This window comes from Variovorax sp. OK212 (assembly GCF_900112425.1).
In the GTDB taxonomy this organism is placed as follows: Bacteria; Pseudomonadota; Gammaproteobacteria; order Burkholderiales; family Burkholderiaceae_C; genus Variovorax.
In genome coordinates, this window is the sequence record NZ_FOLP01000001.1 from 749571 (window position 1) to 768492 (window position 18922).

Consider the following 18922-nt stretch of genomic DNA (forward strand, 5'->3'; position numbering starts at 1 on the left):
GGTGCAGCGGCACGGGAGATCAGCCCGCCGGTTGCGGCACCGCGCCGGTCTCGTCGGGTTCGGGCGAGTCGATGTCGCGCTCCCAGCCCTCGGTCTCCAGCTTCAGGTGCTCGATGGCGATGGCGTTGGCGTTCGAGTCGAGGTCGGGCACGGCGGTGTACTCGCTGACCCAGGCGCGGTAGATCTTGTAGCGCTTCACGGTCTGGCCGCGTTCGTTGTTCATGAGCAGCACCACGTCCTTGCGGAAGTTCTTCAGGTCCATGCCGGCGTCGGTGATGGGGTGGACCAGGTTGGCCCACTTCTCGAACTCCAGGTCGTGCGTGATGCCGCGCTCCAGCGTGATGGCGTCGTAGGTGGTGCGCCCGGGCGACTTGCGGTCGGTGCTGTTGTCGCCGCCCTCGCGGTGCTTGACCACGTCGGTGGTGCGCTTGAGCGCGCCGACCTTGCTGATGCCCAGCACCACGCGGCCGTCCCACATGAGCTGGAACTTGAAGTTCTTGTAGGGGTCGACGCGGTGGGCGTTGACGATGAAACCTTTGGGCATGTTCAGCTCCCTTCAGTTGGATCAGGACAGGTCGCCGATGACTTGCTGGATCGTGATGACCACGAACTCGGCCGGCTTCAACGGGGCGAAGCCCACCTCGATGTTCACGATGCCGAGGTTGCGGTCGGCCTGCGTGGTGGTCTCCTTGTCGCACTTGACGAAGTAGGCCTCCTGCGGCGTCGAGCCCTGGAAGGCGCCCTGGCGGAACAGGCCGTTCATGAACACGCCCAGGTTCAGCCGGATCTGCGCCCACAGAGGCTCGTCGTTGGGCTCGAACACCACCCACTGCGTGCCGCGGTACAGGCTCTCCTCCAGGAAGAGCGCGAGACGGCGGATGGGCACGTACTTGTACTCGTCGGCCTGCGCGTCGGCGCCGCGCGTGGTGCGCGCGCCCCAGACCACGCGGCCGTACGCCGGGAAGCTGCGCAGCACGTTGATGCCGTGCGGGTTGAGGTTGCCGTTCTCCAGGTCGCTCACGGGCAGGCCCAGGTCGATCACGCCGTTGAGCGTAGCGTCGGTGCCGGCCGGCGCCTTCCACACGCCGCGCGTGGCGTCGGTGCGCGCGTACACGCCGGCCAGCGTGCCCGAGGGCGGCATGGCGCGCGGGCGCAGGCCGTCCAGCGGATCGACGATGCGCACCGGCGGAAAGTACACGGCCGCGTTGCGTGTCTGCGTGACGCCGTTGGCCCAGGCGGCGATGTTGGCGAGCGTCTTGCCCGAGGGCGCATCGAGGATGTAGAAGGCGCGCCGGTTCTCGCACAGGTCGGCCGCCGAGGCGATGACGGCGGCGGCCTGCGCGTCGGTCATGTCGAAGGTCTCGGGGATCACCAGCAGGTTGAACAGGTCGGTGTCGAGCAGCGCCTGCATGCCGGTCTTGGCGAGCGGGCTGCCGACGAGCTCGACCGCGCCGGCGCGCACCCCGTCCACACCGGGCGTGCCGGGCGCGGGCAGCGGCGCGGCCACCACGGCGGGCCGGTGTTCGGCGCTGCCCGTGAACTCGCGCCCGCCGTTGGCCAGCCCCAGCCCGAGCAGCGCGGCCAGCCCGCCGAAGGCACCGCCGCCGATGGTGACGGCCGACGACTCGCCCGCGGCGGCCGAGGCCAGCCTCAGGTGGTCGGTGCCCGCCGTGCCGTCGGCGCCGGTTTCGGATGCCGCGAGGCCCACCACACCCGCGGCCGTGATGGCGGCGGTGACGGCCGCGATCACGGCGGCCAGGTCGGCGAAGGGGCCCGCGCCCACGGCCAGCGTGAAGGGCGTGGTGCCGTCGAGCACGCCGGTGATGGTGCGCGCGGCGGGGTTGATGGGCCAGGCCAGCGTCGCGCTGTCGGTGCCGACCGCGAAGCCGGTGTCGGCGAACACGAGCGCACGTCGAGCGAGCGTGACGGCGGCCGAGGCGCCGTTGACCACCGACACCGCGTACTGCGGCGAGTTGGCGTCGAGGTTGAGGTTGCGGTGCGTCTCCAGCGTCTGCAGGGTCACGCCGTCGCTGCCGAGTTGCTGCACCACGAGGTTGAACTCGGCATCGGGGTTGCGCACGGCGGTGCGGTCGATGGCGATGCGCAGGCTGTTGGCCCAGCTGCCGGGACTGGCCGCGGTGACGTCGAGCACCGGCGCGGGCGTGTCGTCGCTCAGCACGAAGGCGGCGCTCGCGAAGCCGCTGGCCACGCGCACGACCAGTGCCTGGCTGCCGCCGTTGGCATAGAACTGCCGCACCGCGTACGACAGCGGGCTGTCGTGGTCGAGGCCGCCGTAGCCGCGCTCGAAGTCGGAGAAGCTCGTGATCGCCACGGCCTTGTCGGGCACGCCCTTGCGGGTGTAGCCGACGAAGGCGGCGATCGAGGTGGCGACACCTGTGATGGTGCGCACGCCGCTCGCGCGCTCCTGGATGTAGACGCCGGGATATGTCACCTGGACCATAGCGTTCCCTTCGCTCGTGTGGACGGTCAAAGCGCCGGACGGGCCGGTGCGCATCCCTGCACAGGGTGCAATCGCTGTGCCACCGCGCGCCCGTGCGGCGCGCCGGCGCTAAGTGCTTGTCGCGCATGGGAAAGGACGGGCAAACGCGATGGCGCGGGGTGTGGCGGGCGTGTCACGCGCGACCCGGTTTCAGGGGCCGGGGCGGGTCGAATGACACCCGGTGGGCTTGCCGATCGCGCGCAAACCATCCAGACTCGGCGCACCTCGCCCGCAGGCGCGCGCATCCTTGTTGCCGACGCGGTGGCCGAGTCCTGATTTCTTAATTCTTTCCGGTTCATGAGCGCTGTTCCTGTTGCTTCCACTTCCGCCACCCCCGGCGCGGCCTCGCGCCACGAAGGTCCGCTCGAACTGCGCCGCCTGATCGAGTGGCTCGCCACCGACGGCGTGATTTCCCCGGTCGAAGCCAAGCGCACCATCGCGCGCTGCGCGCAGGCCGAAAGCCGCCAGGCCCCGCTGGTGCGCCTGGCCAATGTGGCGATGACGCGCGAGAGCGACGGCAAGCCGCTCGATCTCGAAATGCTCACGCAGTGGCTGGCGGGGCGCGCGGGGCTCACGTACCTGCGCATCGATCCGCTGAAGGTCGATGTGGGCAAGGTGGCCGACACCATGAGCGCGGCCTATGCCGAGCGCCACAAGGTGTTGCCGGTGCAGGTGCTGCCCAACGAAGTGGTGGTGGCCACGGCCGAGCCTTTTCTCACCGACTGGATCGCCGAGGTCGAGCGCCAGGCGCGGCGCTCGGTGCGCCGCGTGGTGGCCAACCCGGCGGACATCCAGCGCTACACGGCCGAGTTCTTCGCGCTTGCGAAGTCGGTGCGCGCGGCGCAGAAGGCCGGCGGCAACACCGGCGGCGCGAGCTTCGAGCAGCTGGTCGAACTGGGCAAGAGCACCAAGCAGCTCGACGCCAACGACCAGAGCGTGGTGCAGGTGGTCGACTGGCTGTGGCAATACGCCTTCGACCAGCGCGCGAGCGACATCCACCTGGAGCCGCGCCGCGAGCAGGGCGTGATCCGCTTTCGCATCGACGGCATCCTGCATCCGGCCTACCAGATGCCCATGGGCGTGATGAACGCGATGGTGGCGCGCATCAAGCTGCTGGGCCGCATGGACGTGGTGGAAAAACGCCGCCCGCTCGACGGCCGCATCAAGACCCGCAACATGCGCGGCGACGAAGTCGAAATGCGGCTGTCGACGCTGCCCACCGCCTTCGGCGAGAAGATGGTGATGCGGATCTTCGACCCCGACACCGCGGTGAAGGACCTCGACGCGCTGGGCTTCGCGCAGCACGACGCGCAGCGCTGGGAACAGCTGGTGACGCGGCCCAACGGCATCATCCTGGTGACCGGGCCCACGGGCTCGGGCAAGACCACCACGCTGTACTCCACGCTGAAGCGCGTGGCGACCGAAGAGGTCAACGTGAGCACGGTGGAAGACCCGATCGAAATGATCGAGCCTTCGTTCAACCAGACGCAGGTGCAGCCGCAACTCGACTTCGGTTTCACCGAGGGCCTGCGCGCACTGATGCGGCAGGACCCGGACATCATCATGGTCGGCGAAATCCGCGACCTGGCCACGGCCGAGATGGCGGTGCAGGCCGCGCTCACGGGCCACCTGGTGTTCAGCACGCTGCACACCAACGACGCGCCGAGCGCCATCACGCGACTGATGGAACTGGGCGTGCCGTCGTACCTCATCAACGCGGTGATGCTGGGCGTGCTCGCGCAGCGGCTGGTGCGCACGCTGTGCCCCAACTGCAAGCAGCCCGACGACACCATCACGCGCGAGAAGCTCGAGACCATCGTCAAGCCCTGGCAGATCACGGGCTCGGTGCGTGCCTACAAGCCGGTGGGTTGCGTCGACTGCCGCATGACCGGCTACATGGGCCGCATGGGCCTGTACGAACTGCTGAGCATCAGCGATGCGTTCAAGGGCCACGTGACCAAGGAGCCCAACCTGGGCGGGCTGCGCCGCCAGGCCGTGATCGACGGCATGCGGCCGCTGCGGCTGGCCGGCGCGCTGCGCGTGGCCGAGGGCGTGACGACCATCGAGGAAGTGCTGAGCGCCACGCCGCCGCTGGAATAATCCCTTCGTCTCCTGCCCATTGCCCGTTGGGACCCTTGAGTTCTTTCGGGTTATCCCTAGGCCCCCGGTTAGTGGAATCCACATCAGGCTGACCGGAAGCTGACTCGACAATCCCGCATCGAAATTGTTCGAGGAGACTGTTCGTGAAGATCAAGAGTCAGAAAGACTTTTTCTCGGGTCTGATGTTCACGGTGGTGGGTGTGGCGTTCGCATGGGGCGCCACCACCTACACCGTGGGCTCGGGTGCCCGAATGGGACCGGGTTATTTCCCGTTGATGCTCGGCATCCTGATGGCCGTCATCGGCCTGGGGATCATGTTCACCGGCCTGACCGTTGAAACCACCGACGGCGAAAAGATCGGCAAGTGGGCCTGGAAGCAGGTCGTCTACATCCTGGGCGCCAATCTCGCGTTCGGCGTCCTGCTCGGCGGCCTGCCGAGCCTGGGTGTGCCGGCGATGGGAATGATCATCGCCATCTACGCGCTCGTGATCATCTCGAGCCTGGCCGGCAACGAGTTCGACCTGAAGAAGGTCATCGCGCTCGCAACCGTCCTGGCCGTGGGCAGCTACGTGGCATTCATCTGGGCGCTGAAGCTCCAGATCCAGGTCTGGCCGACCTTCATCACCGGTTGAGAAACAAGCGACTCACATCATGGAATTGTTTGAACACCTCTCGATGGGTTTTGGCGTTGCCTTTACCTTCACCAACCTGCTGTACTGCCTGGTCGGCTGCATTCTGGGCACGCTGATCGGCGTGCTGCCGGGCATCGGCCCGGTCGCGACCATCGCGATGCTGCTGCCCGCCACGTACGCGCTGCCGCCCGTGTCGGCGCTGATCATGCTCGCCGGCATCTACTACGGCGCACAGTACGGCGGCTCCACCACCGCGATTCTTGTGAACCTGCCCGGCGAGTCTTCGTCGGTGGTGACCGTGATCGACGGCTACCAGATGGCGCGCAAGGGCCGTGCGGGTCCGGCACTCGCCGCTGCCGGGCTGGGTTCGTTCTTCGCTGGTTGCGTGGGCACGCTGATCCTGGCCGCCTTCGCACCGCCGCTGACCGAGCTGGCCTTCAAGTTCGGCCCCGCAGAGTACTTCTCGCTGATGATCCTGGGCCTGATCGGCGCCGTGGTTCTGGCTTCGGGCTCGCTGCTCAAGGCCATCGCGATGATCGTGCTGGGCCTGCTGATGGGCCTGGTCGGTACCGACGTGAATTCGGGCGTGGCGCGCTACAGCTTCGACATTCCCGAGCTGACCGACGGCATCGGCTTCGTGGCCATCGCCATGGGCGTGTTCGGCTACGGCGAAATCATTGCCAACCTCTCGCGTCCGGACGACGAGCGCGAAGTGTTCACCGCCAAGGTCTCGGGCCTGTTCCCGACCAAGGAAGACTTCAAGCGCATGACGCCTGCAGTCCTGCGTGGCACGGCGCTGGGTTCGGCCCTGGGCATCCTGCCCGGTGGCGGCGCGTTGCTGGCAGCTTTCGCGGCCTACACGATCGAGAAGAAGACCAAGCTGAAGCCGGGCGAAGTGCCCTTCGGCAAGGGCAACATCCGCGGCGTGGCGGCTCCCGAGTCGGCCAACAACGCCGGCGCGCAGACCTCCTTCATCCCGCTGCTGACGCTGGGCATTCCGCCCAACGCCGTGATGGCGCTGATGGTGGGTGCCATGACGATCCACAACATCCAGCCCGGCCCGCAGGTGATGACCAGCAACCCGGAACTGTTCTGGGGCCTGATCGCCTCGATGTGGATCGGCAACGCGATGCTGATCATCCTGAACCTGCCGCTGATCGGCATGTGGATCAAGCTGCTGTCGGTGCCGTACAAGTACCTGTTCCCCGCCATCGTGCTGTTCTGCGCGATCGGCGTGTACTCGACCAACAACAACACCTTCGACATCTGGATGGTGGGCATCTTCGGTCTGGTGGGCTACACCTTCTTCAAGCTCGGTTGCGAACCCGCCCCCTTGCTGCTGGGCTTCATCCTGGGCCCGATGATGGAAGAGAACCTGCGCCGTTCGCTGCTGCTGTCGCGTGGCGACTGGAGCGTGTTCGTGACGCGCCCGATCTCGGCAAGCCTGCTGGCCGCGGCTGCACTGCTGCTGATCATCGTGCTGCTGCCGGCCGTGAAGTCGAAGCGCGAAGAGGCCTTCGTCGAGGAGTGATCCGAGCCTCGGGCTCTTCAGTGAAAACGGCGCCTTCGGGCGCCGTTTTTGTTTGCGAACGGCGCACGCACGGCCAACTCAAGGCTTGCCGGCACGCGGCGGCTTCATGTGCTGCCGCGCCATCGCCAGAAAGGCCAGGGCCGCCGGACTCAACGGATGCTTGGCCAGCCGCACCGCGACCACGGGGTATTCCAGGATGGGCCGCGTGACGGCCACCGCGCGCAGGTTGGCCGGCATCAGCACCTCGACGTAGCGCGGCAGCAGCGCCACGCCCGCGCCCGCCTGGATCAGCCCGAAGGCCGTCGACAGCATCGACACGTGGTGCACCACGCGCGGGTACACATTGGCCATGCTCGACAGCTGGCGGCTCACGGCGCGCCAGACATTGGCGTCGGGGTTCACATGGATGAAGGGCTGCGACTCCAGGTGCCGCGCATCGACCACCACGCGCTGCGCCAGCGGATGGTCGTCGCGCACGAACAAGGCCATGCGTTCGGAGAACAGGGGCTCGGTGGCCAGTTCCGAATGCTTCTGGCCGATGTCCGAGCCGAAGCCCAGGTCGGCCTCCTGCGACAGCACGCGCGAAATCATCTGCTCGGCCGTGCTGTCGAGCAGCGTGGTCGCCAGCGTCGGGTGCTGCTGCGAGAAACGCCCGAGCAGCGGCGGCAGCAGGGCACCCGCAGTGAGGTGGCCCACCGCCAGCACCACGCGGCCCTCGCGCAGCTGCGACTGCGAGCGGCAGGCGCCGACCGATTCGTCGATGAGACGCAGCGCCCGCACGGCCGTGTCGACCATCATCTGGCCCGCGCCGGTCATGCGGATGCGCCGCCCGCGCACCACCAGCGGCTGCGCCAGTTCTTCCTCCATGCGCTTGATCAGGTGGCTGATGGCAGGCTGGGTCAGTTGAAGCGCCTCGGCCGCCAGCGTGAAGCTGCCGGTTTCGGCCACGGCCGCCAGGGCGCGCAACTGCTGCAGCGAGATCTCTTCCGTGGCGGTGCGTGTCATAAACAGCGTTGATAGTTGAATAAGCTGAATTATCTGGTTTGATGCGCCGACGCTGAATAGCATCCGTTTTTCCCTCCAGACGCTCAGAATCCTGCACATGAAAAGAAACCAGTTCCTCCAGGTGCTCGCCGTTGCGCTTGGCATGGCAGCGTCGTCCGCCAGCCTGGCCCAGGGCTACCCGAACAAGCCCATCCGCCTGATCGTCCCGTTCCCGGCGGCCGGCGCCACCGACCTCTTCGCCCGCACGCTGGGCCAGAAGATGGGCGAGAAGCTCGGCACCACGCTGGTGGTCGACAACAAGCCCGGTGCCGGCGGCGCCATCGGCTCCGACCAGGCCGCCAAGGCCGCGCCCGACGGCTACACGATCCTGCTGGCCACCACCAGCACGCACTCCATCGGCCCGGCCGTCAGCAAGCTGCCCTACGACACGGTGCGCGACTTCACGCCCATCGCGCACGTGGGCGACGCGGCCAGCATCATGCTGGTGCCCGTGAACTCGCCCGCCAAGACGGTGCGCGAGTGGATCGACTACGCCAAGAAGAACCCCGGCAAGCTCAACTACGCGTCGAGCGGCAACGGCACCATCGTGCAGCTCACGGCCGAGCTGTTCAAGGCGCAGGCCGGCGTGTTCGTCACGCACATTCCTTACAAGGGCACGGCGCTGGCCATTCCCGACCTGATCAGCGGCAAGGTCGACGTGCTGTTCGATTCGCTGCCCACCGGCATGCCGCACGTGCGCGACGGCCGCCTGCGCGCGCTGGGCGTCACCTCGCTCAAGCGCAGCCCGCTGGCGCCCGAGCTGCCGCCCATCGCCGACACGCTGCCGGGCTACGAGTCGAACACGTGGTTCGGCTTCTACGGTCCGAAGAACCTGCCGGCCGACGTCGTGGCGCGCGTGAACAAGGCCGCGAACGAAGCACTGGCCGATCCCGAGGTGAAGGAAAAGCTCGCGCGCCTGGGTATCGAGCCCGCGACGCCGGGCACCCCCGACCAGTTCGCGAAGATGGTCGCCGTCGATGCGGCCAAATGGAAAAAGATCGTCGTCGACCGCAAGATCACCAACGAATGAAGCAGAGCCGCTGACATGAACTTCGACTTCAACAACCCCTACCTTTCCACGCGCATCCCGATCTTCGCGCGCAACGTGGTGTCGACCTCGCACCCGCTGGCCTCGCAGGCCGGCCTGCGCATCCTGCAGCAGGGCGGCAACGCGGTCGACGCGGCCATCGCCACGGCGGCGGTGATGACGCTGGTGGAGCCGGTGAGCAACGGCCTGGGCAGCGACGCCTTCTGCATCCTGTGGGACGGCAAGGAACTGCACGGCCTGAACGCCTCGGGCCCGGCGCCCAAGGCCTGGACGCCCGAGTACTTCAAGGCCAAGTACGGCGTCGACGCCGCCAATCCGCCGATGCGCGGCATCGACTCGGTCACGGTGCCGGGCGCGGTGCGCGGCTGGGTCGCGATGAGCGAGCGCTTCGGCAAGCTGCCGTTCGCCGACCTGATGGCGCCGGCCATCGACATCGCCGAGCGCGGCTACCTGGTGCCGCCGGTGGTGCAGGGCAAGTGGGCCGCGGCCACGCCGATCCTGAAGTCGCAGCCCGGCTTCGCGCAGGCCTTCCTGCCGTGGGGCCGCGCGCCAGAGGTGGGCGACCTGTTCCGCTTCGCGGCCGCCGCGCGCGCGCTGAAGGCCATCGCCCGCACCAAGGGCGAGGCCTACTACAGCGGCGAGATCGCCGAGGCGCTGGCGAAGTTCTCGGCCGAGCAGGGCGGCGCGCTCACCGTGGCCGACCTCGCGGCCTACCAGCCCGAGTGGGTCAAGCCGATCTCGCGCGACTACCGCGGCCACACGCTGCACGAGATCCCGCCCAACGGCCAGGGCATTGCCGCGCTGATCGCGCTGGGCATTCTCGAGAAGTTCGACATTGCCTCGCTGCCGGTCGACTCGGTCGAGTCGCAGCATCTTCAGATCGAGGCGATGAAGCTGGCCTTTGCCGACGTGTACCGCTACGTGTCGGAGCGCAACACCATGGAGGTGACGACCGAGCAGATGCTCGACGACGCCTACCTGGCCTCGCGCGCGCGCCTCATCGACGTGAAGAAGGCGCAGGACTTCAAGGCCGGCAACCCGGTCAAGGGCGGCACCATCTACCTCACGGCCGCGGACGAGAGCGGCATGATGGTGAGCTTCATCCAGAGCAACTACATGGGCTTCGGCTCGGGTTGCGTGGAGCCCGAATTCGGCATCAGCCTGCAGAACCGCGGCCACGGCTTCAGCCTGAAGGCCGAGAGCCCGAACGTGGTGGCACCGGGCAAGCGCCCGTTCCACACCATCATCCCGGCCTTCCTCACCAAGGACGGCCAGCCGGTGATGAGCTTCGGCGTGATGGGCGGCAACATGCAGCCGCAGGGCCACATGCAGACGCTGGTGCGCATGCTCGACTACAAGCAGAACCCGCAGGCCGCCTGCGACGCGCCGCGCTGGCGCTTCAACACGGGCCTGGAGATCAACGTCGAGGCCGCGATGAACGCGAACACGCTGCAGGGCCTGCGCGAGCTGGGTCATCACCTGGAGGTGATCAACGACTCGTACCAGGACTTCGGCGCCGGCCAGTTCATCTGGCGCGCGGGCGAGCCTTCGGTCGAAGGCTACGTGGCCGCCAGCGACCCGCGCCGCGACGGCGTGGCGGCGGGTTACTGAGCGCGGGGCAGCAAGGCTCCGGGCTTGCCGCGATGATCGGGGGATGAACAAGACAGCCGCAACGGCCGGCATTTCCCCCGCACAGACGCACAAGAAGGGCTACGCGTCGGGCCTGGTCCTTGCCTCGCTGGGCGCCATCGCGTTCAGCGGCAAGGCCATCATCGTCAAGCTGGCGTACCGCCATGGCGTGGACGCCATCACGCTCATCATGCTGCGCATGCTGTTCGCGCTGCCGCTGTTCGCGCTCATGGCGTGGTGGGCGGGGCGCGGCAAGCCGGCGCTCAGCGGGCGCGACTGGATAGGCGTGATCGGCCTGGGCTTCTCGGGCTACTACCTCGCAAGCTTCCTCGACTTTGCCGGGCTCGCGTACATCTCGGCCAGCTTCGAGCGGCTGATTCTTTACCTCAATCCGACGCTGGTGCTGTTCTTCGGCTGGCTGCTGTACCGGCGCCACCCGACGCGCCCGCAGGTGCTGGGCATGGTCGTGAGCTACGCCGGCGTGCTGCTGGTGTTCGGCCACGAACTGTGGACGGGCGGTGGCGGCAAGGGCGGTGGCGCGGCGGCCTGGGGCGCGTTCCTGGTGTTCCTGAGCGCGGTGAGCTACGCCGGCTACCTCATCTACAGCGGCGAGTTCGTCAAGCGCCTGGGCTCGCTGCGCCTGGTGGGGCTGGCCACCACCGTGGCCTGCCTGCTGTGCATCCTGCAGTTCGTGCTGACGCGGCCGATGGGCGTGGCCTTCGAGGTCGCGCCCGAGGTGATCTGGCTGTCGGTGCTCAACGCCACGCTGTGCACGGCGGTGCCTGTCCTCATGGTGATGATGGCCATCGAGCGCATCGGCCCGGCGGTGGCCGCGCAAACCGGCATGATCGGGCCGCTGTCGACCATCCTCATGGGGGTGGTCATACTCGGCGAGCCGTTCACCGCGTGGATCGCGGCCGGCACGGTGCTCGTCATCGCGGGCATCTTCGTTTTCACGCGCAAGGGGCGCTGAGGGCCCTTGCAGGACCTACAAGACCGACTGGAGAAACAACATGGATCTGGGTATCGCAGGCAAGACCGCGCTGGTGTGCGGCGCAAGCAAGGGGCTGGGCTACGGCTGCGCCGAGGCGCTGGTGCGCGAGGGCGTGAACGTGGTGATCGTGGCGCGCGGCGCCGAGGTGCTGGAGGCGGCTGCGAAGACGCTGGTCGGCGCCGCGGGCACGTCGGGCACGTCGGGCGCGTTCGTGAAGCACGTGGCGGCCGACATCACCACCGAAGCCGGCCGCGCCGCCGTGTTCGCGCTGGGCCATGACTTCGACATCGTCGTCACCAACGCCGGCGGCCCGCCGCCCGGCGACTTCCGCAACTGGGACCGCGAGGCGTGGATCAAGGCGGTCGACGCCAACATGCTCACGCCCATCGAGCTGATCAAGGCCACGGTCGACGGCATGGCCCGGCGCGGCTTCGGCCGCATCGTGAACATCACGTCGAGCTCGGTGAAGTCGCCCATCGACATCCTGGGCCTGTCCAACGGCGCGCGCAGCGGCCTCACGGGCTTCGTGGCCGGTGTGGCACGCACGGCGGTGGCGGCGCAGGGCGTGACCATCAACAACCTGCTGCCGGGCTCGTTCGACACCGACCGCCTGAAGGGCACGATGGCCGGCGCGGCGCAGAAGTCGGGCCAGGACTTCGACACCGTGTGGGAAGCCCGCAAGAAGAACATTCCGGCCAGGCGCTTCGGCACGCCGGCGGAGTTCGGCGCCATCTGCGCGTTCCTGTGCAGCATGCAGGCCGGCTACATGACCGGCCAGAACGTGCTGGCCGACGGCGGAGCCTACCCGGGCACCTACTGAGCGGGTTCACGAAAGCGACGGGAGGCGCATCGTGAACAGGGAATCCTTCAGAAAAATAACACTGGTCTCGGTCACCGGGCTGCCCGACGCGGGCGGCGCGGCGATGGCCCTGCAGCACAGCCAGGCGCAGATGCCCGGCGCGCGTGCGCTGCTGTGCAGCCCGCGCGCGCCCGCCAACCTGGCGCCCGGCATCGCGCACCTGCCGATCGCGCCGCTGAACTACCACGAGTACGGCTGGTTCATGATGTTCGCGCTGTGGCGCGTGGTGCAGACCGAGTTCGCGCTGGTCGTGCAGGAAGACGGCTGGGTCGTCAACGCGGACAACTGGAACGACGAGTTCCTCGGCTGCGACTACATCGGCGCGCCCATCCACCTCGCGCGCATCGACGCGCCGCAGGGCACCTACTGGCGCAACCGCTTCGCGTGGGCCGACGAGCTGCACAGGGCGGAGCACCGCGTCACACCGGTCCAGAACGGCGGCTTCAGCCTGCGCAGCCGGCGCTTCATGCGCGCGCTGGTCGACCATCCGCACATCCGCGTGGAGATTCCGCCGCCCGATGCGGTGGAGGCGCGCGACGGCGAGCCGCTGAAGATGCACTGGCAGCACAACGCGCTGCTCGAAGACGTGCAGCTCAGCGGCGTGCTGCGGCCCGCGCTGGAGGCCGTGGGCATGCGCTTCGCGCCGCTGGAGCTGGCGCGCAGCTTCGCCATCGAGCATGCGGGGCCGCAACTGCACCACGGCTACAACGCCATGCTGCTGTTCGGCCACCACGCCAGGGTGCGGCAGCTCGCGAGCCTGGCGCCGCTCACGCTGCGTTCGCTCGTTCCGCTGTCGCAGCTCGACAGCTGGTACGGCGAGCGCGACATCCTGCAGATGTTCGAGCGCAACGGCTACCGGATCGAGTTCGCGCCGGAACCCGAAGCGCCCGCCACGCTCGCGACGGCGCAGCGCAAGGTGTACGACTGCATCACCTACAACGGCGAGGCCGACATCCTCGCGGCGCGGCTGCACGAGCTGTCCGGCGTGGTCGACTGCTTCGTGATCGTCGAGGCCGACCGCACCTTCAGCGGCGAGCCGAAGGCGCTGCGCTTCGACGCCGCCGACCCGCGCATCGCGGCGTTCCTGCCGCGCATCCGCTACATCGCCGTGCACGACATGCCGGCGCTCGACGAGGCGGCCGATGCCGCGCCCGTGGCGGGCGACTGGCACTCCGACACGCCGAAATCGGGTTTCTGGATCCGCGAGAAATTCCAGCGCAACCAGGTCATGCGCGGCCTGCACGACGCCGCGCCGCACGACCTGGTGATGGTCTCGGACGCCGACGAGATCCCGCGCGCCGACGTGGTTCGCGCCATGCGCGACGACCGCCGCCACGAGGTCTACGGCCTGTGCCTGGCCTTCTACTATTTCTATGCGAACTACCGCAACGTCGAGGGGCCCGAGGCCTCCTCGGTGTGGACGGTGGCCGCCACGCGCGCGCAGTTCGACGGCCTCACGCCCGACCAGTTGCGCATGCGCGTGCGCAGCGGCGCGCAGCCCGGGCTGATCCTGGCCGACGCCGGCTGGCATTTCTCGTACCTGGCGATGGACGAGGCCGCGGTGCGCGCCAAGATCCGCGGCTTCGCGCACCAGGAATACAACGCCGCCGCGTTCCTCGACGCCATCGACATCCCCGCGCTGCTGGCCTCGGGCCGCGACCTGTACGACCGGCCGGGCTATGTGTGGCGCGTGGTGGACAAGGCCGAGGCCCCGCAATGGCTGGCGGACCAGCCGGCGCTGTCGCACCTGTTCGCGTGACGCGCCGTGGTCAGCGCCACCAGCGCCATCCCCGCGGTCGGTGCCGTCCGCGTCGCGGCTAGCGCCGCGACGCCACCACGATCCCGCCCACGATCAGCAGGAACGCCGCGCCGTGGTACCAGTGCGGCGGCTCGCGCAGGAAGGCGGCCGAGAGCACGGCGGCGAACAGCGGCGTGAGGTTCATGAAGACGCTGGCCGCCTGCGGCCCCGCGCGCTGCACGCCGGTGCCCCAGCAGCGGTAGGCCACCACCGCGGGGCCGATGCCGATGAACAGCATGGCGGCCACCAGCGGCCAGCCCAGGTCGATGTGCGCGTCGGTCAGCGTCCATTCGCCCGCCGCCAGCGCGCCCGACCATGCGAGGCCGAACACCAGCTGCGCCATCAGGAACGCGGCCCAGTCCTGGCGCACCGCCTTCGGCTCGTGCGTGCGCGCGAGCAGCCAGCTGTAGAAGGCCCAGGCGATGGTGCCCAGGATCATGTACAGGTCGCCCGGCACCAGCCGCAGCCCGAGCAGCTGCTGCCATTCGCCGCGGCTCAGCACCAGCAGCACGCCCGCCATCGACAGCAGCGCGCCGCCGATCTCGCGCGCGTTCACGCGGGCGCCGAAGAGCAGCGTGCCCACCGCCAGCATCCACAGCGGCAGGCTCGAGCCCACCAGCGTGGTGTTGATCGGCGTGGAGGTCTGCAGCGCCAGGTACTGGAAGGCGTTGTACAGGCCGATGCCCAGCAGGCCGAGCAGCGCGTAGCGCTTCCAGTGCGTCCACAGCGGGCTGCCGCGGCGCAACACCGGCGCGGCCAGCGGCAGCAGCAGTGCGAAGGCGATGACCCAGCGCACGAAGTTCAGCGTGATCGGCGACACCAGGTCGCGCACCAGGCGGCCGACCACCGCGTTGCTGGCCCAGAGCAGGGGCGGGATGAGCAGGAGAGCGACGGTCAGGGGCGTGAGGCGGGCGGGGTGCTGGGGCAGGGTCGACATGGCCGCCGACTCTACCGGGCAATGATGTCCCGCGCCGCCACGGGACACCCGGACGTGGCAGGATGCGCCTCATCTTTTTTCCTGTGCGTGGAGACTGCAAAGATGATCAGCAAAGCCGTCCGTATCGACCGCCATGGCGGTCCCGAAGAACTGAAGATCGTCGAGGTGGAGGTCGGCGAGCCCGGCCCCGGCGAGATCCGCATCCGCCACAAGGCCGTGGGCCTGAACTTCATCGACACCTACCAGCGCAGCGGGCTCTATCCGTTCGCGATGCCGTTGCAGCTCGGCATGGAGGCCTCGGGCGTGGTCGAGGCGGTGGGCGAAGGCGTGACGCACCTGAAGGCCGGTGACCGCGCCGCCTACGCCAGCCCGCCGCCCGGCGCCTACTGCGAGCTGCGCGTGATGCCCGCCAAGTGCGTGTGCAGGCTGCCCGACGACATCTCCTTCGAGACCGGCGCGGCCATGATGCTCAAGGGCCTCACCACGCAGTACCTGCTGAAGAAGACGCTGCCGGCCGAAGGCCTGCAGGCCGGCGACTTCATCCTGTTCCACGCGGCCGCGGGCGGCGTGGGCCTCATCGCCTGCCAGTGGGCCAAGGCGCTGGGCCTGCAGCTGATCGGCACCGCCGGCAGCGACGCCAAGTGCAAGCTCGCGCTGGCGCACGGCGCGGCGCACGCCATCAACTACAGCACCGAGAGCTTCGCGGCGCGCGTGAAGGAGATCACCGGCGGCAAGGGCGTGAAGGTGGTGTACGACTCGGTGGGCAAGGACACCTATGAAGGCTCGATCGACTGCCTGCGGCCCTTCGGCCTGCTGGCGGTGTTCGGCAACGGCTCGGGCCCGGTGCCGCCGATCAACCTCGGCACGCTGGCGTCCAAGGGGTCGCTGTATGTGACGCGGCCCACGCTGTTCACCCACATGTCCACGCGCGAGAGCACGCAGGCCATGGCCGACGACCTGTTCGCGGTGGTGCAAAGCGGCGCGGTGAAGATCCCGATCGAGCAGCGCTATGCGCTGGCCGACGTGCAGCAGGCGCACCGCGACCTGGAAGCGCGCAAGACCACGGGTTGCACGATCCTCACGTTGTGAGGTGCCGGGGCGCCATGCGCGGGAGCGCGTGGGCTGCGGGTGCTGCGGTGCGGTAACGCCAGTCTTGTCCTACCCGCGCTGGGGTGTCATGCCTTCGACTTGTGGCGGATGCACTTTGTAGCCTTGGTTCCAAGCTCAAAGGTAACCCGCCGTGATGACCACCATTCGCACTTTCATCGTCGAAGACAACCCCACCATCCGTGAAAACCTGGTGGGCACGCTGCGAGAGGTGGCGCGCATCGACCCCATCGGCCAGGCCGAGTCGGAAGCCGAAGGCACGCGCTGGCTCACGGGCAACCTGTCGCAGTGGGACCTGGCGATCGTCGACCTGTTCCTGAAGGACGGCACCGGTTTTCGCGTGCTCGAGGCCTGTCGCGACCGTGACCCGGGCCAGAAGATGGTGGTGCTGAGCAACTACGCCACGCCCGAGATGCGCCGCAAGTGCGCCATGCTCGGCGCGGACGCGGTGTTCGACAAGGCGACCGAGGTCGAGGACCTGATCGACTTCTGCGTGCGGCAGCGCCAGGCGCACTTCAGCGCTTCGCCTGCGGCGTCCGCGGCGCCGTCTCGCCAGACCCCGCTGCCGCATTGAGCGCGGCGGTGTCGCGCACGATGCCCCACACACGCTCGGCCAGCGGCGAGAGCGCGCGGTTGCGCCGGCGGATGAGCATCACGGCGCGCTGAACGCGCGGCGTCAACGGGCGCACCGCCAGTTGCGCCAGCCCTTCCGGCGGCAACGACATGCCCGGCATCACGCTGATGCCGATGCCGGCCTCCACCATGCGAAACACCGTGGTCGGGTGGCCGAGCTGCTGCTTCACCTCGCAGTGCGCGCCGTGGCGCTCGAGCGCCTGGTCGATCAGGCGGCGGCTGCCCGAGGCATGGTCGAGCAGCACCAGCGGCTGGCCTTCCAGCGCGCTCCAGCGCACCGACGGTTTCTGCGCCAGCCTGTGCGCGGGTGGCAGCACGAGCATGAAGGGGTCGGCAAGGATCGGCTCGCAGTGCAGGTCGTCGGCCTCCGAGGGCTCGATGACCACGCCGAAGTCGACCTCGCCGCTGCGCACGCTGTCGAGCACGTCCTGCTGGATGCGGTCGAGCAGCAGGAACTGGATGCCCGGCGCCGTGTGGGCGCAGGTGGCGATGCAATCGGGCATGAGGTTGGCCGAGAGCGTGGGGCTGCTGGCCACGCGCACCTTGCCGCCGCGCGCGCTGGCGAGGCCGGCAACGTCCTGCAGGGTCTGGTCGAGGTCGTCGAGCACGCGCTCCAGCCGGGCCGCGAGCGACTGGCCGGCTTCGGTGAGCACCACCTCGCGCGTGGTGCGGTCGAGCAGCTTGAGACCGAGCTGCGATTCGAGCTCGAAGATCGAGCGGCTGACGGCCGGCTGGCTCAGGCCGACCTGGTCACCGGCGCGGCTGAAGTTGCGGCCTTGCGCGACCGAGCGGAACACGCGGAGCTGGCGCAGGGTGATATTCATGCGTTGGAATCATATATTGATCCGATAAATCCATTTCTCTTTTGAATCGCGTAGCGGTCCAATGGGCGCCATGGCACGTTCACGCTTCCTCCCCGACAACTTCACGCTCGCGCTCGTCTCGGTCGTGACCCTTGCAAGCCTGCTGCCCGCCAGCGGGCGTGTGGCTCATTTCTTCGAAGGCCTGACGACGGTGGCGATCGGGCTGCTGTTCTTCCTGCACGGCGCCAAGCTTTCGCGCGAGGCGATCATGGCGGGGATCACGCACTGGCGGCTGCACCTGCTGGTGTTCGCGAGCACCTTCATCCTGTTTCCTGCGCTGGGCTGGGCGTTGAAGCCCGTGCTGTCGCCGCTGGTGACGCCGGAGCTCTACATGGGGGTGCTGTTCCTGTGCGTGCTGCCGGCCACGGTGCAGTCGGCGATCGCGTTCACCGCGATGGCACGGGGGAACATGCCGGCGGCCATCTGCAGTGCCTCGGCTTCCACCTTGCTGGGGGTGTTCATCACGCCGGTGCTGGTGAACCTGGTGGTGCTGCCGCATGGGGGCAATGCATCTTCCTCGTTCGATTCGATCGGCAAGATTCTTCTGCAGCTGATGGTGCCGTTTGCGGTGGGGCACCTGCTGCGGCCCGTGATCGGGAAGTGGGTGCAAAAGCGCGCCGCGGTGCTGAAGTTCGTGGACCAGGGGTCGATCCTGCTGGTGGTCTATACGGCGTTCAGCGCGGCGGTGATCGAAGGGCTGTGGAAGCAGATTCCTGTGAGTGCGCTGCTGGGGTTGCTGCTGGTTTGCGCTGTGCTGCTGGCACTGGCGCTGACGCTGACGACGCTGGCTGCCCGCAAGCTGGGCTTCGACAAGGCGGACGAGATCACCATTGTTTTTTGCGGGTCGAAGAAGAGCCTGGCCAGTGGGATTCCGATGGCCAAGGTGCTGTTTGCTTCACATGCGGTGGGGGCTATCGTGCTGCCTTTGATGTTGTTTCATCAGATGCAGTTGATGGTTTGCGCGGTGCTCGCGCAGCGGTATGCGCGGCGCGCTGCTGAACCTGCTGTTCAGGGTGGTGCGCTGGAAGTTGCGGCCAAGTAGTTCTTGATTTCCGGGGCCGGGATTCCGCCCGGCGGCGGACTCACTTTCTTTTGCTTCGCCAAAAGAAAGTAAGCAAAGAAAAGGCGACCCCACTGCCCGCGTCCCTCCGCTTCGCTGCGGGCAACCTGCGGTGCTCGCGTTTCGCGGGGTCCCACCCAAACTCGCTTCGCTCAGACAAGGGTGGGCCCTGATCCGCGAAACGCTC

Annotated in this window: 16 protein-coding genes; 11 read left to right on the forward strand and 5 right to left on the reverse strand. The window is 68.2% G+C overall.

Translation table 11 applies throughout. The annotated features are described in order from the left end of the window. Positions 1-19: 19 nt before the first annotated feature. On the reverse strand, positions 20-544 hold the full coding sequence (locus BM004_RS03350; RefSeq protein ID WP_093123620.1) for a phage tail protein: 525 nt from the start codon (positions 542-544) through the stop codon (positions 20-22). A 21-nt stretch (positions 545-565) separates the two neighbouring features. After that, the gene (locus BM004_RS03355; protein ID WP_093211272.1) at positions 566-2461 is read right to left on the reverse strand and encodes a phage tail sheath family protein; all 1896 of its coding nucleotides are present in this window, start codon (positions 2459-2461) and stop codon (positions 566-568) included. Positions 2462-2797: 336 nt separating this feature from the next. Between BM004_RS03355 and BM004_RS03360 the strand changes: the two genes are divergently transcribed. The 3 genes from BM004_RS03360 (at position 2798) to BM004_RS03370 (ending at position 6763) form a co-directional block, all read left to right on the forward strand. Next, complete coding sequence (locus BM004_RS03360; RefSeq protein ID WP_093211274.1) at positions 2798-4600, forward strand: type IV pilus assembly ATPase TfpB; 1803 nt, start codon at positions 2798-2800, stop codon at positions 4598-4600. A gap of 143 nt (positions 4601-4743) precedes the next feature. Further along, on the forward strand, positions 4744-5232 hold the full coding sequence (locus BM004_RS03365; protein ID WP_093123628.1) for a tripartite tricarboxylate transporter TctB family protein: 489 nt from the start codon (positions 4744-4746) through the stop codon (positions 5230-5232). A gap of 19 nt (positions 5233-5251) precedes the next feature. Beyond that, a complete protein-coding gene (locus tag BM004_RS03370) occupies positions 5252-6763 on the forward strand; it encodes a tripartite tricarboxylate transporter permease (RefSeq protein ID WP_093123630.1) in 1512 nt (503 codons plus the stop codon). A gap of 78 nt (positions 6764-6841) precedes the next feature. On the opposite strand, the gene BM004_RS03375 is transcribed toward BM004_RS03370, so the two are convergent. Further along, on the reverse strand, positions 6842-7768 hold the full coding sequence (locus BM004_RS03375) for a LysR family transcriptional regulator (RefSeq protein WP_093123633.1): 927 nt from the start codon (positions 7766-7768) through the stop codon (positions 6842-6844). Positions 7769-7865: 97 nt separating this feature from the next. Here BM004_RS03375 and BM004_RS03380 point away from each other — a divergent pair, with 97 nt between their 5' ends. The 5 genes from BM004_RS03380 to BM004_RS41340 are packed head-to-tail and all read left to right on the forward strand — an operon-like array spanning position 7866 to position 14096. After that, a complete protein-coding gene (locus BM004_RS03380; protein ID WP_093123636.1) occupies positions 7866-8837 on the forward strand; it encodes a Bug family tripartite tricarboxylate transporter substrate binding protein in 972 nt (323 codons plus the stop codon). A gap of 15 nt (positions 8838-8852) precedes the next feature. Then, the gene (locus BM004_RS03385) at positions 8853-10466 is read left to right on the forward strand and encodes a gamma-glutamyltransferase family protein (protein WP_093211276.1); all 1614 of its coding nucleotides are present in this window, start codon (positions 8853-8855) and stop codon (positions 10464-10466) included. A 43-nt stretch (positions 10467-10509) separates the two neighbouring features. Beyond that, positions 10510-11457: a DMT family transporter gene (locus BM004_RS03390; protein ID WP_093123640.1), complete on the forward strand. Its 948-nt coding sequence runs from the start codon at positions 10510-10512 to the stop codon at positions 11455-11457. A gap of 40 nt (positions 11458-11497) precedes the next feature. After that, positions 11498-12298, forward strand: coding sequence for an SDR family oxidoreductase (locus tag BM004_RS03395; RefSeq protein WP_093211278.1), 801 nt, complete (start codon positions 11498-11500; stop codon positions 12296-12298). A gap of 31 nt (positions 12299-12329) precedes the next feature. Then, positions 12330-14096, forward strand: coding sequence for a DUF5672 family protein (locus tag BM004_RS41340; protein WP_177206337.1), 1767 nt, complete (start codon positions 12330-12332; stop codon positions 14094-14096). 58 nt (positions 14097-14154) lie between these two features. Here the strand turns inward: BM004_RS41340 and BM004_RS03405 are convergent, their stop codons facing one another. Beyond that, the gene (locus BM004_RS03405; RefSeq protein ID WP_093211280.1) at positions 14155-15072 is read right to left on the reverse strand and encodes a DMT family transporter; all 918 of its coding nucleotides are present in this window, start codon (positions 15070-15072) and stop codon (positions 14155-14157) included. 102 nt (positions 15073-15174) lie between these two features. Here BM004_RS03405 and BM004_RS03410 point away from each other — a divergent pair, with 102 nt between their 5' ends. Further along, positions 15175-16161, forward strand: coding sequence for a quinone oxidoreductase family protein (locus BM004_RS03410; protein WP_093211282.1), 987 nt, complete (start codon positions 15175-15177; stop codon positions 16159-16161). Between the two features lie 154 nt (positions 16162-16315). Beyond that, positions 16316-16753 (forward strand): response regulator, encoded by a 438-nt coding sequence (locus BM004_RS03415; protein ID WP_093123651.1) that lies wholly within the window; start codon positions 16316-16318, stop codon positions 16751-16753. Here BM004_RS03415 and BM004_RS03420 read toward each other — a convergent pair. After that, positions 16695-17636, reverse strand: coding sequence for a LysR family transcriptional regulator (locus BM004_RS03420; RefSeq protein WP_093123653.1), 942 nt, complete (start codon positions 17634-17636; stop codon positions 16695-16697). The genes BM004_RS03415 and BM004_RS03420 overlap by 59 nt on opposite strands. 70 nt (positions 17637-17706) lie before the next feature. Here BM004_RS03420 and BM004_RS03425 point away from each other — a divergent pair, with 70 nt between their 5' ends. Beyond that, positions 17707-18717 (forward strand): bile acid:sodium symporter family protein, encoded by a 1011-nt coding sequence (locus tag BM004_RS03425; RefSeq protein ID WP_093212001.1) that lies wholly within the window; start codon positions 17707-17709, stop codon positions 18715-18717. Positions 18718-18922: the final 205 nt, after the last annotated feature.

What these genes read in the sequence shown, in the direction of transcription:
- BM004_RS03370 (WP_093123630.1), top strand. Translation starts at nt 5,252, where the DNA reads ATGGAATTGTTTGAACACCTCTCGATGGGTTTTGGCGTTGCCTTTACC.
- BM004_RS03360 (WP_093211274.1), top strand. Translation starts at nt 2,798, where the DNA reads ATGAGCGCTGTTCCTGTTGCTTCCACTTCCGCCACCCCCGGCGCGGCC.
- BM004_RS03355 (WP_093211272.1), bottom strand. Translation starts at nt 2,461, where the DNA reads ATGGTCCAGGTGACATATCCCGGCGTCTACATCCAGGAGCGCGCGAGC.
- BM004_RS03425 (WP_093212001.1), top strand. Translation starts at nt 17,707, where the DNA reads ATGGCACGTTCACGCTTCCTCCCCGACAACTTCACGCTCGCGCTCGTC.
- BM004_RS03390 (WP_093123640.1), top strand. Translation starts at nt 10,510, where the DNA reads ATGAACAAGACAGCCGCAACGGCCGGCATTTCCCCCGCACAGACGCAC.
- BM004_RS03380 (WP_093123636.1), top strand. Translation starts at nt 7,866, where the DNA reads ATGAAAAGAAACCAGTTCCTCCAGGTGCTCGCCGTTGCGCTTGGCATG.
- BM004_RS03375 (WP_093123633.1), bottom strand. Translation starts at nt 7,768, where the DNA reads ATGACACGCACCGCCACGGAAGAGATCTCGCTGCAGCAGTTGCGCGCC.
- BM004_RS03415 (WP_093123651.1), top strand. Translation starts at nt 16,316, where the DNA reads ATGACCACCATTCGCACTTTCATCGTCGAAGACAACCCCACCATCCGT.
- BM004_RS03385 (WP_093211276.1), top strand. Translation starts at nt 8,853, where the DNA reads ATGAACTTCGACTTCAACAACCCCTACCTTTCCACGCGCATCCCGATC.
- BM004_RS03420 (WP_093123653.1), bottom strand. Translation starts at nt 17,636, where the DNA reads ATGAATATCACCCTGCGCCAGCTCCGCGTGTTCCGCTCGGTCGCGCAA.
- BM004_RS03410 (WP_093211282.1), top strand. Translation starts at nt 15,175, where the DNA reads ATGATCAGCAAAGCCGTCCGTATCGACCGCCATGGCGGTCCCGAAGAA.
- BM004_RS03395 (WP_093211278.1), top strand. Translation starts at nt 11,498, where the DNA reads ATGGATCTGGGTATCGCAGGCAAGACCGCGCTGGTGTGCGGCGCAAGC.
- BM004_RS03350 (WP_093123620.1), bottom strand. Translation starts at nt 544, where the DNA reads ATGCCCAAAGGTTTCATCGTCAACGCCCACCGCGTCGACCCCTACAAG.
- BM004_RS03405 (WP_093211280.1), bottom strand. Translation starts at nt 15,072, where the DNA reads ATGTCGACCCTGCCCCAGCACCCCGCCCGCCTCACGCCCCTGACCGTC.